Raw genomic sequence first — 17,937 nt, 5'->3', positions numbered from 1 at the left:
CCCTCTCCAGCACCTCGTGGATGGACGACGCGCCTTGGCCGGTCTCCTGGCTGACGGGTACCACCGCCCGTGCTCCGCCTTCCCGGGCCGCGAGGACCCAGTGGCTGCCCCCTCGTAGGGGGCCGGAGCCGGACTTCCCGATTCACAGTGGCGAGGGCCGCACCGGCATCACACCGGTTTCCCGTTCACCAAGGCGTGGCGACAGTAGTGCGCGGCCGGGGGTGGTGACAAGCGTGCCCGGGGCGCCGGCGCCGCGGTGGCGGGCCGTCACGGGGCCGGGTCGTCCGGGCGCCTCAGCACGAGGTCGCGGGCCCGCTGGGCCAGAGCCGTGGCGGCGGCCGTCAGGAAGACGAACGTGTACAGGATCTGCACCACGGTCACCACCCGGGACGCCTGCCCCCGGGGCGTGACGTCGCCGTACCCGACGGTGGCGAACGTGACCACGGTGAAGTACAGGGCGTCCACGCGGGTGCGCAGTCCGGAGAACTCGCCCGGCTGCCGGGACAGGATGTAGTAGCAGGCGGCGAAGGTGTGCGCGGTCAGGATGATGAGGAGGGTGATGGCGAGCCCCGGCCGGGTGCCGGGGCGCCCGGTGAGGACGTGCCGCACCTGACGCAGCAGCAGCACGGCGACACCGGCGAGGACGAGGGCGAACAGCAGCCAGGCCAGGCCCGGGTGGCGGGTGCCGAGGCGGTCGAAGGGGAGCCGGAAGTAGGCGGTCACCACCACGGCCGCCGTGGCGGCGGTGCGCCAGAGCCAGGTGCGTGCCGCGGGCCACGGCGCGTGCCGCTTCGGGGCTCCGCTCTTCGGTCCGTCCGCCATGGTTCCCCCTCCGCGGTGGGTCCCGTCCAGTCAACGCCGGACCGGCGCGGGACGCACCCGTTGTGCCTCCTGCCGGACGCCGCCGCTGTCGCGGATCGTGTCGCTGTTGGGCCGAACGGGTGACTTGGCGTAAGAATTGGCTGGTGCAGGCATTGAAGGCGAGTCGGAGCGGGGGGAGCCGGTGAACAGCCACGACGTCACCGATGAACAGTGGGAGGGGCTCGCCCAGGTCGTTCCGTTGCGTGGACGCGACGCCTGGCCGTCCTCGGTGGGACACCGGGCGCTGCCGGAGGCGGAGACCGAGGCCAGGCGTCGGTTCGTGGTGATGCGGGTCAATGTGTTCGCGGACGCCCGCGAGGTCGCCGAGACCCTGATGGCGGGCATCCCCGTGCTGCTCGACCTGACGGGCGCGGACACGGTGGTCGCGAAGCGCGTCCTGGACTTCAGTACGGGCGTCGTCTTCGGGCTGGCGAGCGGGATGCACCGGGTGGACCGGAATGTGTTCCTGCTCACACCGGCCGGGACCGAGGTGACCGGACTGATGGAGGGGGCGAGCGTCCCCGGGATGTGAGAGGCGGGCGGGGCCGGTCGGCTCCGGAGCGTGCGGGCGGCCGGGGGCGGTCGCGGCGGCGGTGGTATTCCTGGAACCGTGACCGATGATCCCCTGGACGTGCGGACGCTCCAGCGCAGACTGGCCGAGTTCGCCGCGGCGCGCGACTGGCAGCCGTACCACACGCCGAAGAACCTCGTCGCCGCGCTCAGCGTCGAGGCGTCCGAACTGGTGGAGATCTTCCAGTGGCTGACGCCCGAGCAGTCGGCCCGCGTGATGGACGACCCCGGCTCGGCGCACCGCGTCCGCGACGAGGTCGCCGATGTACTGGCGTACCTCCTGCAGTTCTGCGAGGTGCTGGGCGTCGACCCGCTGGCCGCGCTCGCCGCGAAGATCGACCGCAACGAGACGCGGTTCCCGGCCGTCCGGGAGTCGACGGAACGCTCAACTCCGTAATTACTCACAGTAGTTGTTTCACCGGTCGCAACCGATTTGTTGTCCAGAGATTTCCGCCTTCCTCTGGCTTTTCGTCCCACACGCCCTCACTCTGGGTAGTGGACAATGGAGTCGGGCGGACGCGTCGCGAACGCGTCGGGACGGACGGGGGCGGCCCCATGGACGCGGTGCGGCTCATCCTGACGAGCAGGCGTGCCCTGACCGCCGGCGGCGACGTGCCGCAGACGCTGGCGGAGGTGTGGCAGGCGCAGGCGCTGGCCCAGGCCATAGGGAGCAGACTGGCGGTCTTCGGGCCGCCGTCCCTGCGCGGCGAGGCGCTGGGACTCACCGAGGTGGCGGGCCGCGGCTGCGGCGTGCTGGACACCCCGGAGCTGGCCCCCGGTGAGCTGCGCGCCGCCCAGCTCACCGAGCTGGGCGACGCCCGCCAGTGCCTGCTGCGCCTGGCGGCACTGCTCGCGGAGACCGGCATCGCCCTCGTCGCCACGGCCTGCGCGGCGGACGACGAGTCCACGTACTGGCAGTGCATGGAGGCCATCGACGCGGCGGACGAGTCCCGCGACCGAGTCCTCCAGATGCTGCGAAGACTGGCGGACGAGGACGGGGTGCCCGAGCGGGAGGCGGGGTGACGGGTGGGGAGTCTCGGACCCGGTCACTCCCGCGTGCGCCCCCGGCACGCAGGGGAGGGGTGAGAAGCGTACGGCGGCCGAGCGTGCAGGATGGGGACATGGATCTCCGCATCTTCACCGAGCCCCAGCAGGGGGCCACCTATGACACCTTGCTCACCGTCGCCAAGGCCACCGAGGACCTCGGTTTCGACGCCTTCTTCCGCAGTGACCACTACCTGAAGATGGGCTCCGTGGACGGCCTCCCCGGCCCCACCGACGCCTGGATCACCCTGGCGGGCCTCGCCCGCGAGACCAAGCGCATCCGGCTCGGCACACTGATGACCGCCGGTACCTTCCGGCTGCCCGGCGTCCTCGCCATCCAGGTGGCCCAGGTCGACCAGATGTCCGGCGGCCGCGTCGAACTCGGCCTCGGCGCGGGCTGGTTCGAGGAAGAGCACAAGGCGTACGGCATCCCCTTCCCCAAGGAGAAGTTCGGCCGCCTGGAGGAGCAGCTCGCCGTCGTCACCGGCCTGTGGGCGACCGAGCCGGGCAAGACCTTCGACTTCCACGGCACGTACTACGACCTCACCGACTCGCCGGCTCTGCCCAAGCCCGCGCAGTCCAGGATCCCCGTGCTGATCGGCGGCCACGGCGCCACCCGCACCCCGCGGCTGGCGGCGAAGTACGCCGACGAGTTCAACATCCCCTTCGCCTCGATCGAGGACACGGCACGGCAGTTCGGCCGGGTCCGGGCCGCCGCCGAGGAGGCCGGCCGGGACGCCGACGAGCTGACCTACTCAGGCGCCCTCGTCGTCTGCGTCGGCAAGGACGACGCCGAGGTCGCCCGCCGCGCCGCCGTCATCGGCCGCGAGGTGGACGAGCTGAAGGCCAACGGACTGGCCGGATCCCCGGCCGAGGTCGTCGACCGCATCGGCCGCTTCGCCGAGGTCGGCGCCGAGCGGATCTACCTCCAGGTCCTCGACCTGCACGACCTGGACCACCTGGAGCTGATCTCCGCCCAGGTGCAGTCGCAGCTGTCCTAGGGCCCGGCACGTGACCCCGCGGCGCGTCGGCAGCCCGGGGTCATGGTGCCTCCACGCAGGCACCGTCCCGCCAATCGGTATACGTCTGCACATGCCGAGACACCTCGTCGTCAAAACTCGATGCCCGCAGCCGATCCGCGGCGCTGTCCGCGATGTGGAGGTCCACGTAGGACAGGTTGTGGCGTCGACTCAACGTCACGACTTTGGCCAGGAGATGAGCCTGTGTCGTAGCATCCGCCGCCCATCCCAGCGGCAGCAGGCGGGTCCGGCGTCCGCGCAGGTCGCGCAGTCCGCCTGTCGGATCGAGAACCCGTCCATGGGCGGCGTTCAGGGCGATCGCGTTGACAGTGGTGTCGCAGTACAGCGGGGCCTCGGGCAGCGGTACCGGTTCGCCGAAAGGCGTCGCAGGCGGGAACACGTCCACGTACAGATGCTCGCCGAGCCGAACCGAGGGGTTGCCGAAACGCGTTCGCGTCACCTCATGGCGTCGTTCCAGGAGGTGACGCACGCGGTCGATTCGGCCGTCGTAGAGCAGGTCGACGTCACGTACCGCATCGGTTGGAGAGCCCAACAGGTAATCCCGGACGGCGCCTCCGATGAAGTACACCGAGTCGGATCCCAGCAGCCGGATGAGGTCGGACAGGCCAGCGGTGCGTGGGGAGTCACCTATCCAGTCGAGGAACGGCGCATGGAAGGACTGGTGGGGTTCTTCCGTCACGTATCGCTCGCCCGGAACAAGTGAGGGCGTGCCGCGAACATTGCACACAACTCGTCGAAGACGGGAAGAAGCAGCGGGTAAGCGCGAAGTACCTTGTCTCTCGCGATCTCCTCGGTCCTCAAGTACTCGTGCCACGTGGGGCTCAGGGGATGCTGATTGGTGAGCAGGACGATCGCGTGCGGCACAATTTTGTCCAGTGCATACACGAAGCGACTCTCTTCGTCTGCCTGACGGAGATAATCGCGCACTCTGGTGTTAACCCAGGGGAAACTGCTACCGAAGTTACCCGCCGCCCGCCCGGTCAAGTCTTCCTGTACTCCGTCCCCGCTCATGCCAGGACGCACATCGGCGTAGACGGAACGATCCCCTGTGTGAATCTCGATGAGGTCGTGTACGAGGGCATACTCCGCGATCCGTCCGGTGTCGAGGTCGCTGCTCGAACGGCTCGCCAAGGAGCATGCCAGCACGGCCAGTCCGAAACTGTGTTCCGCGTCGTTCTCTCGGCGTGCGGGAGTGGTTGGCAGAGTGATCGTGCGCTGAATGGAACACATCGGAATGACGATCTCCTCGGTGAGTTCGAGCAGATCAGCTGCCGTCGTGCTTGATTCCTTCATCATTTTCTTCCCCATGTTCCCACGCCTGAACTGGTGATGCCCAGTGCTACGGCTCCCAGACCGGCGATGGTGATACGTACCCCAGAAGGCGTGTCCGGTCCCAGCATCGAGGGCACAGCGAGGAGCAAGGCGGCCAGCGCGCTGACACTTACGCGTGCCAGCATGCGACGGCGGGAAGCGGCAAGGCGAAATGTCAACTGTGCTCCTGCCGTGAGCCGGGCCCCTGCGCTCGTGTCGGAGTCCTGGGTGATGCTGATGTCGAACCTACACATCGACGGAGAACTGATCGAAAGAGAACGGAACATCACCTCGTAGCTGTCATAGCGCGCCTTCAAAGGCACCTGAGACGGTGATACGAGAGCTGCGCCCTCGCCCCAGACGGACAGCTCCAGTCGGCTGCTGGCGATCGCGTCGTGTTCGGCAGCCCAGTAGGTGACGGCCAAGCTGTGATTGTTCTCCTCGGTCAGGGTGAACGTTCCCGTGTCGTCGGCGGCAAGCGCTGAAGACCTCGTCAACAGCGTCGGCGGGTCGATCTTGAGAAAGTGCTGACGGGCACCGAAAGCGGGCACCGCGCTCAAGCGGCGCGCGATTTGGTTCCAGCTCTGCGCGTCGTTGTCGCCGAAGCCGACCACGAGTGGGCAGGAGTGTCTCGCGAAGGAGAAGGGCGCGTCGTTCCCGTCGCTCAGGTCGGACTGCAGTCGGCTGCCCAGCTCTTCCAACGCGTCGCTGTCCGTCGGCCAGCCGTCGAGGGCCGGGTACTGCTCCATAGCCACGCGGAAGACCCACACGCCACCGAGTACCTGGGTGTCGACGACTCGACAGAAGCGCACCGGTATCACGAAATGCCGACCGCTGCTCATGGCGCTCATGAAGGAGAGCATGAACCGACGGCCCACACTCTCACCGGACACGCAGGACTGCCGCAGCGGCTGCGAAAGATACTGGTCGTCGTAGCGCAGTTGCAGTACCGATCCGGCAGGCAGGGCCAAGGCCGTGAGAATATCCTCCGCGTACTGGGTTCTGGCGTCACTGGCTATGAAGAGGCCCGGAGCGTTTTCTCTGTTCATGGCCGAAGCGGGTCCCCCTGTCGCCCCCGATAGTCGTTGTCTTTGATATGCAGATATCGCGTTTCGAAGCTGGCGGAGAGTGACCTGTATCGACGCGAGACTGGTTTGACCAGCCAAACTATCGGCGGTGTCCGGAGTTTCTGGACTGTAGGTTGTGGTGGCGCGGTGCGGCGACTCGTGAAGAGCAGGTCGTCGTCGTACAGATACGCCATCGGGCTGAGGGTGAAAGGAACGAACCCGGAAGCCCTCATCGAGGCGCCGTCGAAGCCGAGAAAGGGATTGACCGCGGTGAGGCACAAGTGGGCTGAGAAGGTGCTCGCCAGAACTTCAGAGGCCCGGCTCACGGTGGTGCTGACCAGGTTCTTGGGTAACTGCTCCGTCGCGGTCGCGCGGGTGAGCACGACGACGGATGTGCGACTGGGGACGGGTAAGCGGCAACTCTCCAGATAGCGGGTAAGTGCCACCCACAAGTACTCTCGATCACATCGGGAAAAAGCCAAGTAGAGACCAGGCAGGGGACCCTGATACGCACCGTAATGAAGCAGTGTGTCCGAGCGAGGGCAGTGCATGTAGTGCGTGAGGTGTTGCAGAGACAGACCAAGATCAGGTGGCACTTCACCGAAGCGCCAGGAGTCGCACGTCGAGATCGGACGCCAAGCGGAAAAGGACGCGTGTGTGAAGCGTTCGTGCAGGACCGATTTGAGGCGAGAGGCGGTCTGGCGATGATCGTTCCGTATGGCGTCCGCGGAAAAAGCCGGAAGGTGCAGGAGTATCTGCCGCTCCACGTACGTGCTGAAGAGGGTTTCACGGAGTACTGGCTTGACCACCTCTGCCGATACCGAGCGGACGAAGTCTCTGACGTACGTGCCGGGCAGCCCTTCCACCATGCTTCCCCTCGAAGCTCGGCAGTTCGGAAGGTCATCTTAAGGACGTGCGGCTCCGCCGCCTACCCCACCAGTCGCAACCGCTCCCCGCACACCCCCACCCGTACCGACTGGCCGAAGGTCAGGGACAGGGCGTCGGATTCCACGCCGTCGCCGAAGGCCACCAGGTGTTCGGATTCGACGGTGAGGTGGAGGCGGGCGGCGGGCAGGAGCTGGCCGGAGACCAGGGACGTTCCGGTGGCCGGGGACGGCCAGGCCTCGCGGACGAACCAGAGCAGGCGCTCCTCCGTGGGGGCCGGCAGGGGCAGGGCACTGCCCCGCTCCTGCCAGACCGACCGGAGCCATCCGGTCGCCCCCGTGCCGGTCCCCACCAGCACCCCGGAGGACGCCTGGGCCTCGACGACACCCCTGTCGCCGTCGAGGCCCAGGCGGTACCGGGCCGACTGGTGGCCGGCGGCTCCGAGGTAGATCTCGTTCAGCGCGACCAGCCGCTGCGTGTCGTCGGCGACGGCCTCGACCATGACCAGTTCGTCCGCGCGGCCGGAGAGGGCGGCCCGCAGGAGCGCCGCCGCGTCGGCGGACCGGTGCCGCACCAGCACCCCCGCGTTGCGCCCCGGTTCCGCGTCGACACCGATCACCGGCTGCCCGGCGAGGTACTTCGCCACGTTGGCCACCAGCCCGTCCTGGCCGACCACGACCACCACGTCCTCGGGCGCGAAGAGGAACCGGTCCAGTTCACCCCGCTCCACCCGGGCCTGCCGCCAGGTCAGCGGAATCGCGGCGGCCACCTCCGCGAACGCCCGCCGGGTGCGCTGGTGGCGCCGGGCCACCTCCTCGATGTCCCGGCCCCGGGAGGAGAGGAAGTACGCGGCCTGCCCGTGCGTACCGTGCCGGGCGACCAGCTCCTCGTACTCCGTGGTGCGGTGGACCAGCACGGCCCGCGGCGCGAGACTCATCCCCGCTCCCCACCCCGCTCGCCGCCGCGTTCGCCGCCGCCCAGCCGGGCCAGCAGGCCGGTCAGCACGTCCGGCGACACCGTCACGCTGTCGATGCGCGGCAGGTTCTCCGCCAGCCGTGTCCCGGTCAGCGCGTGCAGCGTCGCCACGTCGACGTCGGCGTGCACCCGCAGCCACGCCGCCTGTGCCTCCGCCCGCGCCTCGCCCACCTCCCGCGCCGCCTGCGCCTCCGCGCGGGCCAGCGCCACCGAACGCGCCGCCTCCGCCTCGGCGAGCTTCACCGTGCGCGCCGCCTCGGCCTGCGCGCGGACCTTGTCGGCCGCCGCGCCCTCCTCCGCCTCGCGCCGCGCGTTGGCGCCGCGCTGCTCCACGAGCCGCTCCTCGCGCCGGGCCAGCTCGATCTTGCTGTCCAGTTCGTTCTCGGCGATGGCCCGCTCGCGCTCGACGGCGACGGCCCGCCGCTCGTACGTCGCCCGGTCGGCCTCCTGCTGGATCTGCTCCCGGGCGGGCGTACGCAGCGCCCGCTCCACCTCCGCCTCCGGCCGCACCGCCATGACCCGTACGGCCACCACCGCGATGCCGGTCGCCGGCAGCCGCGGCTCCGCGCCGAGACCCGCCGCGATCCGGTCGCGGACCGCCGCGACCCCGTCGGCCAGCGCGGCCGAGAGCGGCGTGCGGGCCAGGACGTCCAGGGCGTGCTGCTGGGCCGTCTCGGTCAGCAGCGTCCCGATCTGCTCCAGGGGCGCGCCGCGCCACTTACCGGTGTCGGGGTCGACGGAGAAGTCCAGCCGGGCGGCGGCGAGCGCCGGGTCGTCGATCCGGTAGGTGACCGTGGCCTGCACGGACACGTCCTGGAAGTCGGCGGTCCGGGCGCGGAAGGCCATGGCCAGCTCGCGGTCCTCGACCGGGACCTCGGAGAGCGCGGCGCTCAGTGCCCGGAACCAGAAGCTGAGTCCCGGCCCGTCGTGCACCAGCTTTCCGTCCCGGTGGTGGCGCACATGTGCGGTGGGCGCGCCGCGCAGATGGCGCCAGCCCAGGCGCCGGGTGATGTCGGCCATCAGGAGACCTCCGTCTTTCTCGTCGGTAAGACGATAAGGCGTGGCGCCGATTATCGTCAAGAGGACGAGAAAGAGGGGCGAGAGAAGAGAGAGGGCGTCAACCGGCCGCGATCCGGTCAGGATGAGAGGCATGGGATTCCACGTCGACTCCGAAGCCGGGCGGCTCAGCCGCGTCATCCTGCACCGGCCGGATCTGGAGCTCAAAAGGCTCACGCCCAGCAACAAGGACGCCCTCCTCTTCGACGACGTGCTCTGGGTGCGCCGCGCCCGCGCCGAGCACGACGGGTTCGCCGACGTGCTGCGCGACCGCGGCGTCGCCGTCCACCTCTTCGGCGACCTCCTCACCGAGACCCTCACCGTCCCGGCCGCCCGGAACCTCGTCCTCGACCGCGTCTTCGACGAGAAGGAGTACGGCGTCCTGGCCACGGACCACCTCCGGGCCGCCGTCGAGCCCCTCCCCGCCGCCGCCCTCGCCGAGCTGCTCATCGGCGGCATGACCAAGCGCGAGTTCCTCGACGCACACCCCGAACCGGTCTCCGTGCGCTTCCACGTCATGGAACTGGACGACTTCCTGCTCGGCCCGCTCCCCAACCACCTCTTCACCCGCGATACCTCGGCCTGGATCTACGACGGCGTCTCCATCAACGCCATGCGCTGGCCCGCCCGGCAGCGCGAGACGGTCCACTTCGAGGCGATCTACCGCCACCATCCACTCTTCCGTGACGGCGGCGGCGCCGAGCCCTTCCACCTCTGGTCCGAGGGGCAGGCCGACTACCCCTCCACCATCGAGGGCGGCGACGTCCTCGTCATCGGCAACGGCGCCGTCCTCATCGGCATGAGCGAGCGCACCACCCCGCAGGCCGTCGAGATGCTCGCCCACAAGCTCTTCGCCGCCGGCTCGGCCCGCACCATCGTCGCCCTCGACCTGCCGAAGCGGCGTGCCTTCATGCACCTCGACACCGTGATGACCATGGTCGACGGCGACACCTTCACCCAGTACGCCGGCCTCGGCATGCTCCGCTCGTACACCATCGAGCCCGGCGTCGGCGACAAGGAGCTGAAGGTCACCGACCACCCGCCGGAGCACATGCACCGCGCGATCGCCGCCGCCCTCGGCCTGAGCGAGATACGGGTGCTCACCGCCACCCAGGACGTCCACGCCGCCGAACGCGAGCAGTGGGACGACGGCTGCAACGTGCTGGCCGTCGAGCCGGGCGTCGTCGTCGCCTACGAGCGCAACGCCACCACCAACACCCACCTGCGCAAGCAGGGCATCGAGGTCATCGAGATCCCCGGCAGCGAACTGGGCCGGGGCCGCGGCGGCCCGCGCTGCATGAGCTGCCCGGTCGAACGTGATGCCGTATGAGGACCGACGTGATCCCGTATAAGAATTCAGAAGCTCGTATAGTATTCCGGTAGTATCCGGTAGTTCTCCGTACCCCGTCTCATTGGAGCGCCCCATGGCGACTGTCCCGACCGCCCTCGCCGGCCGGCCCTTCCTCAAGGAGCTGGACTTCACCGCCGACGAGTTCCGCGGCCTGCTGGAGCTGGCCGCCGAGCTGAAGGCCGCCAAGAAGGCCGGGACCGAGACACCGTACCTGCGGGGCCGCAACATCGCGCTGATCTTCGAGAAGACCTCGACGCGCACCCGCTGCGCGTTCGAGGTCGCCGCCGCCGACCAGGGCGCCTCCACCACCTACCTGGACCCGTCCGGCTCGCAGATCGGCCACAAGGAGTCCGTGAAGGACACCGCGCGGGTGCTCGGCCGGATGTATGACGGCATCGAGTACCGCGGCGACAGCCAGGCCAAGGTCGAGGAACTGGCCGCCTTCGCGGGCGTGCCCGTCTACAACGGCCTCACCGACGACTGGCACCCCACCCAGATGCTCGCCGACGTGCTCACCATGACCGAGCACACCGACAAGCCCCTCGACCGGACCGCCTTCGCCTACCTCGGCGACGCCCGCTTCAACATGGGCAACTCCTACCTGATCACCGGTGCCCTGCTCGGCATGGACGTGCGGATCGTCGCCCCGAAGTCCTACTGGCCCGCCCAGGAGATCGTCGACCGCGCCCACGAGCTGGCCGTCACCAGCGGCGCGCGGATCACCCTCACCGAGACCCTGGAGGAGGGCGTGCGCGGCGCGGACTTCGTCGCCACCGACGTCTGGGTCTCCATGGGCGAGCCCAAGGAGGTCTGGCAGGAGCGCATCGCCGCCCTCGTCCCGTACGCGGTGACCATGGACGTGCTGCGCGCCACCGGTAACCCGGACGTCAAGTTCCTGCACTGCCTCCCCGCCTTCCACGACCTCGGCACCAAGGTCGGCCAGGAGATCTACGACGCCCACGGCCTGGACTCCCTGGAGGTCACGGACGAGGTCTTCGAGTCGGCGCACTCCGTCGTCTTCGACGAGGCCGAGAACCGCCTGCACACCATCAAGGCCGTCCTGGTCGCCACCCTGGCCTGACCCCTCCCTCCCCAGGCACGACCGGCGGCTCCGGAGCCACCCCTTCCGGCGCCGCCGCGCGCGACCACCCCCGCGCCCGCACCACCCGCGCCACCCCGCACCAGAAACGAGCACCACCCGCATGCCCCGCATCAAATCCCCCCACCTCCTGGTCGCCGAGTCCGGCGCCGACCGCGCGGGCCACAGCCTCAAGCGCACGATGGGCCTGTTCCACCTCGTCTGCTTCGGTGTCGGCGCGATCGTCGGCACCGGCATCTTCGTCGGCCTCTCCGACTCGGTCGCCGAGGCCGGACCGGCCGTCGTGGTCTCCTTCGTCCTCGCGGCGATCACCTGCGTGCTGACCGCGTTCGCCTTCGCCGAACTCGGCGGCGCCATCCCGGTCTCCGGATCCTCGTACTCCTTCGCCTACGCCGGTCTCGGCGAGACCACCGCCTTCCTGGTCGGCTGGTGCCTGCTCCTGGAGTACGGCGTCTCCGTCTCCGCCGTCGCGGTCGGCTGGAGCCAGTACGTCAACGAACTCCTCGACGGCGTCCTCGGCATCCACCTCCCGCAGGCCCTGTCCGCCGGTCCCGGCGACGGGGGAGCGGTCAACCTGCCCGCCGTCGTCGTCATCGCCCTGGCCTGCGTCCTGCTGGTGCGCGGCGTGCGGGAGAGCGCCCGCGCCACCGCCGTGATGGCCGTCGTCAAGCTCGCGGTCCTCGCCGCCTTCGTCGCCATCGGCTTCACCGCGTATCAGGACGGCAACCTCACGCCGTTCTCCCCGGCCGGCCTCGGCGGCATCGGCGCCGGCACCACCGCCGCCTTCTTCTCGTACATCGGCTTCGACGCGATCACCACGGCCGGTGAGGAGGCGAAGAACCCGCGCCGGGACATCCCCGTCGCCATCCTGGTCTGCATCGGCCTGGTCACCCTGCTGTACTGCGCGGTCGCCCTCGCCGCGATCGGCGCCATCGGCGGCGACGAGGTCGGCGACCGCCCCGCCGCCCTCTCCTACGTCGTCAACCAGGTCACCGGCTCCACGGTCGGCGGCTCCGTCGTGGCCTTCGGCGCGGTCGTCGCCATCGCCTCCGTGGTCCTCGCCGTCATGTACGGCCAGACCCGCATCCTGCTGTCGATGTCCCGGGACGGCCTGATCCCGCGCGTCTTCCAGAAGGTCTCCCCGCGCACCGCCACCCCCGTCGCCGGCACCCTGATCGTCGGCGTGGTCTTCGCCCTCCCGGCCGCCTTCGCCTCGCTGGACTCGGTGGTCAACCTCTGCACCATCGGCACCCTGGCCACCATGGCCGTCGTCAACGTCGCCGTGCTCGTCCTGCGCCGCCGCGAACCGGGCCTCGCCCGCACCTTCCGGGTGCCGCTCCACCCGGTCACGCCCCTGCTGGGCATCGTCTTCTGCCTCTACCTGATGTACGAGACGGGCGGGACGACCTGGCTCCAGTTCGCCGTGTTCCTCGCGGTGGGCCTGCTGGTCTACCTCGGCTACGGCCGCCGCAACTCCCGGCTGGCCGCCCGCGCGGGCGTCACGCCGGACACCGGCGCGGACGTCACGCCGGACGCCGCCGCTGAGCGGGTACCGCGGGAAGCCTGAACCAGACCGCCTTGCCGGAACCGGTGGGGCGGTGACCGCAGGACGAGCTGAGGGCGCGGATGAGCAACAGTCCGCGCCCTCCCTCCTGCAACGGGTCGGGCTCGGGCAGGCACGGCACCGTCAGCTCGGCGGGCGGCGCCGGGTCCGGATCGTGCACCTCGACCTGGCAGCCGGTCGGCAGCACCTCCACGACCAGCTCGATCGGCGTCTCGCCGGAGGTGTGCTCCACGGCGTTGGCGACCAGCTCCGCCGTCAGCAGCTCCGCGGTGTCGCAGTCCGCCGCGTGCCGCAGCTCGGCCAGCGCCGTACGGATCAGGGCACGCGCCACCGGCACGGCCGCGGCGGTGTGCGGCAGCGCGATGCGCCAGGAGGCGGAGGCGGGGGAGGAGTCGTGCACGGCGGTTTCCGTTCGTGGAGCAGGCTGTCCTGTCCTGCTTTCAACTTTACGAATGGTACGGCGCCGCCCGACAGAGTCCTTCGACGGGCACGGAACGGGACCTTCGGCGTGACTCCCCGGTGACGATCGTGACGGAGTTATCGCGTACTCGTGACGACAGTCACAGGAGAGTGATAGCTTCGAGGGAGGGAGGAGGCCCCGCCATGAGTCCCTTCACCGGCTCCGCCGCCCGCACCTCCGAGTGGCGGCACCTGCGCCTGCACCTCGCCGACAACGTCGCGACCGTCACCCTCGCCCGCCCCGAGAAGCTCAACGCCCTCACCTTCGGCGCCTACGCCGACCTGCGCGACCTCCTCGCCGAGCTGTCCCGGGAGCGGAGCGTGCGCGCCCTGGTCCTGGCCGGCGAGGGCCGCGGCTTCTGCTCCGGCGGCGACGTCGACGAGATCATCGGCGCGACCCTGTCCCTGGACGCCGCCGCGCTCCTCGACTTCAACCGCATGACCGGCCAGGTCGTCCGCGCCCTGCGCGAGTGCCCCTTCCCCGTGATCGCCGCCGTCCACGGCGTCGCCGCGGGCGCGGGCGCCGTCCTCGCCCTCGCCGCCGACTTCCGGGTCGCCGACCCCGGCGCCCGCTTCGTCTTCCTCTTCACCCGCGTCGGCCTCTCCGGCGGCGACATGGGCGCGGCGTACCTGCTGCCCCGCGTCGTCGGCCTCGGCCACGCCACCCGCCTGCTGATGCTCGGCGAACCCGTCCGCGCGAAGGAGGCCGAGCGCATCGGCCTGATCAGCGAACTCGCCGAAGAGGGCCGAGCCGACGAGACCGCCCGCTCCCTGGCCCACCGCCTGGCCGAGGGCCCCGCCCTGGCCCACGCCCAGACCAAAGCCCTCCTGACAGCGGAACTGGACATGCCGCTGGCCGCGGCTCTGGAACTGGACGCGTCGACCCAGTCCCTCCTGATGACGGGCGAGGACTACAGAGAGTTCCGCACGGCATTCTCCGAGAAACGCCCCCCGAAATGGCGGTGACTCCCATGCCCACGCCAGGGAGGCGCCCCAAAGGGGCGCGGGGCCGTGTCGATGTGCGGCTCCGCCGCGGGGCGCGACCGGCCACCGCGAACCCGCAGAAAACAGCGATCATCGGCGGAGGCCCAGCGGGCCTCTACACCGCCGCCCTGCTGAAACGCCTCGACCCCACCCGCGAAGTCACCGTCTACGAACGCAACACCCCAGCCGACACCTTCGGCTTCGGCGTCGTCCTCTCCGACGAAACCCTCGGCGGCATAGAACACGCGGACCCCGAGGTCCACGAAGCCCTCCGCACCCGCTTCGTCCGCTGGGACGACATAGACATCGTCCACCGAGGCACCCGGCAACGGAGCGGCGGCCACGCCTTCGCCGCCCTGGAACGCCGCCACCTCCTCCAGGCCCTGCACACCCGCTGCCGCGCCCTCGGCGTGGACCTCCGCTTCCGCGCCGAGTCCCCGCCCCCGGCGGAACTCTCCCGCACGCACGACCTGGTCATCGCCGCCGACGGCGCGGGCAGCCTCACCCGCGCCGCCCAAGCCGACGTCTTCCGCCCCCGGATCACCACCCACCGCTGCCGCTACATCTGGCTGGCGACGGACTTCGCGTTCGACGCCTTCCGCTTCGAGTTCGCCGAGACCGAGCACGGCGTGATGCAGCTGCACGGCTACCCCTACGCCCCCGACGCCTCCACCGTCATCGTCGAGATGCGCGAGGAGGTCTGGCGCCGGGCCGGCTTCGACGACGCCGACCCCCGCCCGTCGATCGACCGCTGCGCCAAGATCTTCGCGGACGCCCTGAGGGGCCGTCCGCTGATGGAGAACCGTTCCACCTGGACGACGTTCCGTACGGTCGTCAACGACCGCTGGTCGCACGGGAACGTCGTCCTCCTCGGCGACGCCGCCCACACCGCCCACTTCTCCATCGGCTCCGGCACCAAGCTCGCCGTCGAGGACGCCCTCGCGCTCGCCGCCTGCCTCCGGGAGCACCCCACGACACCCGAGGCGCTCGCCGCCTACGAGGAGGAGCGGCGCCCCGTCGTCGCCTCCGTCCAGCGCGCGGCCCGCGCCAGCTTGGAGTGGTTCGAGGAACCCGAGCGCCACCTCGGCCGTCCGCCCCGCCAGTTCGCGTTCGACCTGCTCACCCGCAGCCGCCGCGTCACCCACGACAACCTGCGGCTGCGCGACGCCCGCTGCACCGAGGAAGCCGAGCGCGAGTTCGGCTGCCCGCCCGGCACCCCGCCGATGTTCACGCCGTTCCGGCTGCGCGGCCTCACCCTGCGCAACCGGGTCGTGGTCTCCCCGATGGACATGTACTCGGCCGTCGACGGCGTCCCCGGCGACTTCCACCTCGTCCACCTCGGCGCCCGCGCCCTCGGCGGCGCCGGCCTGGTGCTGACCGAGATGGTCTGCGTGAGCCCCGAGGGCCGCATCACACCCGGCTGCACGGGTCTCTACACCGCCGAGCAGACCAAGGCGTGGCGGCGGATCACCGACTTCGCGCACGCGCGGGCCCCCGGCACGGCCATCGGCGTGCAACTCGGCCACAGCGGCCGCAAAGGCTCCACCCGGCTGATGTGGGAGGGCATGGACGAACCCCTGCCCCGGGACAACTGGCCGCTGGTCGCCGCCTCGCCGCTGCCCTACAAGCCGTACGGGCAGGTGCCGCGCGAGCTGTCCCGGGCGCAGCTCACCGATCTGCGCGAGGAGTTCACCGGCGCCGCCTGCCGGGCCGCCCGCGCCGGCTTCGACCTGCTCGAACTGCACTGCGCCCACGGCTATCTGCTCTCCGGGTTCCTCTCCCCGCTCACCAACCGCCGCACCGACGCCTACGGCGGCACCCTGGAGCGGCGGCTCCGCTTCCCGCTGGAGGTCTTCGACGCCGTACGCGCGGTCTGGCCCGCCGAGAAGCCGATGACCGTACGGATCTCCGCCACCGACTGGGCCGAGGGCGGCACCACCGCCGACGACGCCGTGGAGATCGCCCGCGCCTTCGCCGCGCACGGCGCCGACGCGATCGACGTCTCCACCGGGCAGGTCGTGGACGAGGAGCGGCCCGAGTTCGGACGGTCCTACCAGACGCCGTTCGCCGAGCGCGTCCGGCACGAGGCCCGGGTTCCCGTGATCGCGGTCGGCGCCATCTCCTCCTGGGACGACGTCAACTCCCTGGTGCTGGCCGGGCGGGCCGACCTGTGCGCGCTGGCCCGCCCGCACCTGTACGACCCGCACTGGACGCTGCACGCGGCGGCCGAGCAGGGCTACGAGGGTCCGGGCGCCGTCTGGCCCGCCCCCTACCGGGCGGGCAGCAGGCCCCCGCGCACCGGCCGCACGGACGCCCCCCGGCCCCGGCTCACGCTGGAGAGCCGAGCGTGACCATCCCGGCGGTGAGCGTCGCCCCGTCCGCCGGGTCGATCACCAGGAACGCCCCGGTGCGCCGGGAGGCCGCGTAGTCGTCGAGCGGCAGCGGCTCGGCGGTGCGCAGGGTGATCCGGCCCAGGTCGTTGGCGGCGAGCGCCTCGGCCCCGCCGAGGTCCCGCACGATCGCCTGCACGGTGCGGGTGGTGTGCCGCAGCAGCACCCGGTCGCCGACCCGCAGCGGACGGTCGGCCAGGTGGCAGACGTCGGCACGGACGTCCTGGGTGAGCGTCGGCGCGTCCACCCCCGCGGTGATCATGTCCCCGCGGGAGACGTCCCGCTGGTCGGCGAGGCGCAGGCTGACCGACCGCGGCGCGTACGCCGCGTCGGCCGCCGTGCCCAGTACGTCGATCCCGGCGATCTGCGAGGTCTCGCCGGACGGGTGCACGGTGACCCGGTCGCCGACCCGCAGGGCGCCGGACACGATCTGGCCCGCGTAGTGGCGCTCCTCGCCGTGGCGGATGACGTACTGGACGGGGAACCGGGCCGGCGCGGCGACGGGCTCCACGGCGACCGGCACGGTCTCCAGGTGCTCCAGCAGGGCCGGGCCCCGGTACCAGTCCATGTGCGCCGAGCGCTCCACGACGTTGTCCCCGGCGAGCGCGGAGACCGGGACCGGCGTGAACGACGGCAGCCCCAGCTCGGCCGCGAGCCCGGCGAACTCCTCGCCGATGTACTCGAAGACCTTCTCCTCGTACCCGACGAGGTCCATCTTGTTGACGGCGAGGACGACGTGCGGGACGCGCAGGAGGGCGGCGATGGCGGCGTGCCGGCGGGTCTGTTCGACGACGCCGTTGCGGGCGTCGACGAGGATGACCGTCAGTTCGGCGGTGGAGGCGCCGGTGACCATGTTGCGGGTGTACTGCACGTGGCCGGGGGTGTCGGCGAGGATGAAGCGGCGCCGGGGGGTGGCGAAGTAGCGGTAGGCCACGTCGATGGTGATGCCCTGTTCCCGCTCGGCCCGCAGGCCGTCGGTGAGCAGCGCCAGATCCGGCGTCTCACCGCGCGACGCCCGCTCCACGGCCTCCAGCTGGTCGGTGAGGACCGACTTGGAGTCGTGCAGCAGACGCCCGACGAGCGTGGACTTGCCGTCGTCGACCGAACCGGCCGTCGCGAGCCGCAGCGTGTCTACGGTGCTCATGTCTAGAAGTACCCCTCGCGCTTGCGGTCTTCCATCGCGGCCTCGGACATCTTGTCGTCGGCGCGGGTGGCGCCGCGTTCGGTGAGCCGGGAGGCGGCGATCTCGGCGATGACCTTGTCGATGGTGTCGGCGTCGGA

The 17,937-nt window shown here is 70.7% G+C and carries 18 protein-coding genes, 1 pseudogene and 1 riboswitch; of the genes and pseudogenes, 10 read left to right on the top strand and 9 right to left on the bottom strand.

Going from position 1 to position 17,937, the window contains the following annotated elements; genetic code table 11:
• Positions 1 to 18 precede the first annotated feature (18 nt).
• Positions 19 to 208, bottom strand: a riboswitch (cobalamin riboswitch).
• Positions 209 to 267: 59 nt separating this feature from the next.
• Positions 268 to 822, bottom strand: coding sequence for a potassium channel family protein (locus UW392_RS16545; protein ID WP_320775772.1), 555 nt, complete (start codon positions 820 to 822; stop codon positions 268 to 270).
• 181 nt (positions 823 to 1,003) lie between these two features.
• On the opposite strand from UW392_RS16545, the gene UW392_RS16540 reads away from it, so the two are divergent.
• The 4 genes from UW392_RS16540 to UW392_RS16525 all read left to right on the top strand — a co-directional run bounded on the left by UW392_RS16540 (position 1,004) and on the right by UW392_RS16525 (position 3,476).
• A complete protein-coding gene (locus UW392_RS16540) occupies positions 1,004 to 1,393 on the top strand; it encodes a cell division protein SepF (protein ID WP_320775771.1) in 390 nt (129 codons plus the stop codon).
• A gap of 78 nt (positions 1,394 to 1,471) precedes the next feature.
• Positions 1,472 to 1,828 carry a nucleotide pyrophosphohydrolase gene (locus UW392_RS16535; RefSeq protein WP_320775770.1) on the top strand — a complete coding sequence of 119 codons (357 nt, stop codon included), beginning with the start codon at positions 1,472 to 1,474 and terminating at the stop codon, positions 1,826 to 1,828.
• Between the two features lie 158 nt (positions 1,829 to 1,986).
• A complete protein-coding gene (locus tag UW392_RS16530) occupies positions 1,987 to 2,454 on the top strand; it encodes a DUF6099 family protein (protein WP_320775769.1) in 468 nt (155 codons plus the stop codon).
• Positions 2,455 to 2,552: 98 nt separating this feature from the next.
• Entirely contained in the window at positions 2,553 to 3,476 is a 924-nt protein-coding gene (locus UW392_RS16525) for an LLM class F420-dependent oxidoreductase (RefSeq protein ID WP_320775768.1), read from the top strand.
• A 40-nt stretch (positions 3,477 to 3,516) separates the two neighbouring features.
• On the opposite strand, the gene UW392_RS16520 is transcribed toward UW392_RS16525, so the two are convergent.
• Genes UW392_RS16520 through UW392_RS16510 form a run of 3 tightly spaced genes read right to left on the bottom strand, consistent with a single transcriptional unit; the run spans position 3,517 to position 5,875 of the window.
• Entirely contained in the window at positions 3,517 to 4,194 is a 678-nt protein-coding gene (locus UW392_RS16520; protein WP_320775767.1) for a hypothetical protein, read from the bottom strand.
• Entirely contained in the window at positions 4,191 to 4,823 is a 633-nt protein-coding gene (locus tag UW392_RS16515; protein WP_320775766.1) for an HD domain-containing protein, read from the bottom strand. Before UW392_RS16515 ends, UW392_RS16520 begins: the two co-directional genes overlap by 4 nt.
• On the bottom strand, positions 4,808 to 5,875 hold the full coding sequence (locus UW392_RS16510) for a hypothetical protein (RefSeq protein ID WP_320775765.1): 1,068 nt from the start codon (positions 5,873 to 5,875) through the stop codon (positions 4,808 to 4,810). Before UW392_RS16510 ends, UW392_RS16515 begins: the two co-directional genes overlap by 16 nt.
• 177 nt (positions 5,876 to 6,052) lie before the next feature.
• Here UW392_RS16510 and UW392_RS16505 point away from each other — a divergent pair, with 177 nt between their 5' ends.
• The gene (locus UW392_RS16505; RefSeq protein ID WP_320775764.1) at positions 6,053 to 6,325 is read left to right on the top strand and encodes a hypothetical protein; all 273 of its coding nucleotides are present in this window, start codon (positions 6,053 to 6,055) and stop codon (positions 6,323 to 6,325) included.
• Between the two features lie 496 nt (positions 6,326 to 6,821).
• Here the strand turns inward: UW392_RS16505 and UW392_RS16500 are convergent, their stop codons facing one another.
• Complete coding sequence (locus UW392_RS16500) at positions 6,822 to 7,715, bottom strand: hypothetical protein (RefSeq protein WP_320775763.1); 894 nt, start codon at positions 7,713 to 7,715, stop codon at positions 6,822 to 6,824.
• Positions 7,712 to 8,773, bottom strand: a complete 1,062-nt coding sequence (locus tag UW392_RS16495; RefSeq protein WP_320775762.1) for an SPFH domain-containing protein — start codon at positions 8,771 to 8,773, stop codon at positions 7,712 to 7,714. The genes UW392_RS16500 and UW392_RS16495 overlap by 4 nt, the downstream gene beginning before the upstream one ends.
• Before the next feature lie 130 nt (positions 8,774 to 8,903).
• Between UW392_RS16495 and UW392_RS16490 the strand changes: the two genes are divergently transcribed.
• The 3 genes from UW392_RS16490 to UW392_RS16480 all read left to right on the top strand — a co-directional run bounded on the left by UW392_RS16490 (position 8,904) and on the right by UW392_RS16480 (position 12,826).
• The gene (locus tag UW392_RS16490; protein ID WP_320775761.1) at positions 8,904 to 10,139 is read left to right on the top strand and encodes an arginine deiminase; all 1,236 of its coding nucleotides are present in this window, start codon (positions 8,904 to 8,906) and stop codon (positions 10,137 to 10,139) included.
• A gap of 94 nt (positions 10,140 to 10,233) precedes the next feature.
• Complete coding sequence (gene argF, locus UW392_RS16485) at positions 10,234 to 11,241, top strand: ornithine carbamoyltransferase (RefSeq protein ID WP_320775760.1); 1,008 nt, start codon at positions 10,234 to 10,236, stop codon at positions 11,239 to 11,241.
• A 121-nt stretch (positions 11,242 to 11,362) separates the two neighbouring features.
• Positions 11,363 to 12,826 (top strand): amino acid permease, encoded by a 1,464-nt coding sequence (locus UW392_RS16480; protein ID WP_320775759.1) that lies wholly within the window; start codon positions 11,363 to 11,365, stop codon positions 12,824 to 12,826.
• On the opposite strand, the gene UW392_RS16475 is transcribed toward UW392_RS16480, so the two are convergent.
• Complete coding sequence (locus UW392_RS16475; RefSeq protein ID WP_320775758.1) at positions 12,783 to 13,223, bottom strand: ATP-binding protein; 441 nt, start codon at positions 13,221 to 13,223, stop codon at positions 12,783 to 12,785. The genes UW392_RS16480 and UW392_RS16475 overlap by 44 nt on opposite strands.
• Before the next feature lie 203 nt (positions 13,224 to 13,426).
• On the opposite strand from UW392_RS16475, the gene UW392_RS16470 reads away from it, so the two are divergent.
• Together UW392_RS16470 and UW392_RS16465 are read left to right on the top strand one after the other, a co-directional pair.
• A complete protein-coding gene (locus UW392_RS16470; RefSeq protein WP_320775757.1) occupies positions 13,427 to 14,248 on the top strand; it encodes an enoyl-CoA hydratase family protein in 822 nt (273 codons plus the stop codon).
• A 5-nt stretch (positions 14,249 to 14,253) separates the two neighbouring features.
• Positions 14,254 to 16,617 carry a bifunctional salicylyl-CoA 5-hydroxylase/oxidoreductase gene (locus tag UW392_RS16465; RefSeq protein ID WP_320775756.1) on the top strand — a complete coding sequence of 788 codons (2,364 nt, stop codon included), beginning with the start codon at positions 14,254 to 14,256 and terminating at the stop codon, positions 16,615 to 16,617.
• Here UW392_RS16465 and UW392_RS16460 read toward each other — a convergent pair.
• Both UW392_RS16460 and UW392_RS16455 read right to left on the bottom strand, forming a co-directional pair.
• Positions 16,595 to 17,800 (bottom strand): sulfate adenylyltransferase subunit 1, encoded by a 1,206-nt coding sequence (locus UW392_RS16460; protein WP_320775755.1) that lies wholly within the window; start codon positions 17,798 to 17,800, stop codon positions 16,595 to 16,597. The two genes, UW392_RS16465 and UW392_RS16460, sit on opposite strands and share 23 nt — an antisense overlap.
• Positions 17,801 to 17,802: 2 nt before the next feature.
• A pseudogene (locus tag UW392_RS16455) lies at positions 17,803 to 17,937 on the bottom strand (sulfate adenylyltransferase small subunit); the annotation flags it as partial.

This window comes from Streptomyces sp. CRN 30 (assembly GCF_034105845.1).
The sequence above is the reverse complement of the archived record's forward strand: the minus strand, read 5'-3'. Positions and strand labels throughout refer to the sequence as shown.

What these genes read in the sequence shown, in the direction of transcription:
- UW392_RS16495 (WP_320775762.1), bottom strand. Translation starts at nt 8,773, where the DNA reads ATGGCCGACATCACCCGGCGCCTGGGCTGGCGCCATCTGCGCGGCGCG.
- UW392_RS16510 (WP_320775765.1), bottom strand. Translation starts at nt 5,875, where the DNA reads ATGAACAGAGAAAACGCTCCGGGCCTCTTCATAGCCAGTGACGCCAGA.
- UW392_RS16545 (WP_320775772.1), bottom strand. Translation starts at nt 822, where the DNA reads ATGGCGGACGGACCGAAGAGCGGAGCCCCGAAGCGGCACGCGCCGTGG.
- argF (WP_320775760.1), top strand. Translation starts at nt 10,234, where the DNA reads ATGGCGACTGTCCCGACCGCCCTCGCCGGCCGGCCCTTCCTCAAGGAG.
- UW392_RS16480 (WP_320775759.1), top strand. Translation starts at nt 11,363, where the DNA reads ATGCCCCGCATCAAATCCCCCCACCTCCTGGTCGCCGAGTCCGGCGCC.
- UW392_RS16525 (WP_320775768.1), top strand. Translation starts at nt 2,553, where the DNA reads ATGGATCTCCGCATCTTCACCGAGCCCCAGCAGGGGGCCACCTATGAC.
- UW392_RS16530 (WP_320775769.1), top strand. Translation starts at nt 1,987, where the DNA reads ATGGACGCGGTGCGGCTCATCCTGACGAGCAGGCGTGCCCTGACCGCC.
- UW392_RS16465 (WP_320775756.1), top strand. Translation starts at nt 14,254, where the DNA reads ATGCCCACGCCAGGGAGGCGCCCCAAAGGGGCGCGGGGCCGTGTCGAT.
- UW392_RS16470 (WP_320775757.1), top strand. Translation starts at nt 13,427, where the DNA reads ATGAGTCCCTTCACCGGCTCCGCCGCCCGCACCTCCGAGTGGCGGCAC.
- UW392_RS16490 (WP_320775761.1), top strand. Translation starts at nt 8,904, where the DNA reads ATGGGATTCCACGTCGACTCCGAAGCCGGGCGGCTCAGCCGCGTCATC.
- UW392_RS16460 (WP_320775755.1), bottom strand. Translation starts at nt 17,800, where the DNA reads ATGAGCACCGTAGACACGCTGCGGCTCGCGACGGCCGGTTCGGTCGAC.
- UW392_RS16500 (WP_320775763.1), bottom strand. Translation starts at nt 7,715, where the DNA reads ATGAGTCTCGCGCCGCGGGCCGTGCTGGTCCACCGCACCACGGAGTAC.
- UW392_RS16515 (WP_320775766.1), bottom strand. Translation starts at nt 4,823, where the DNA reads ATGGGGAAGAAAATGATGAAGGAATCAAGCACGACGGCAGCTGATCTG.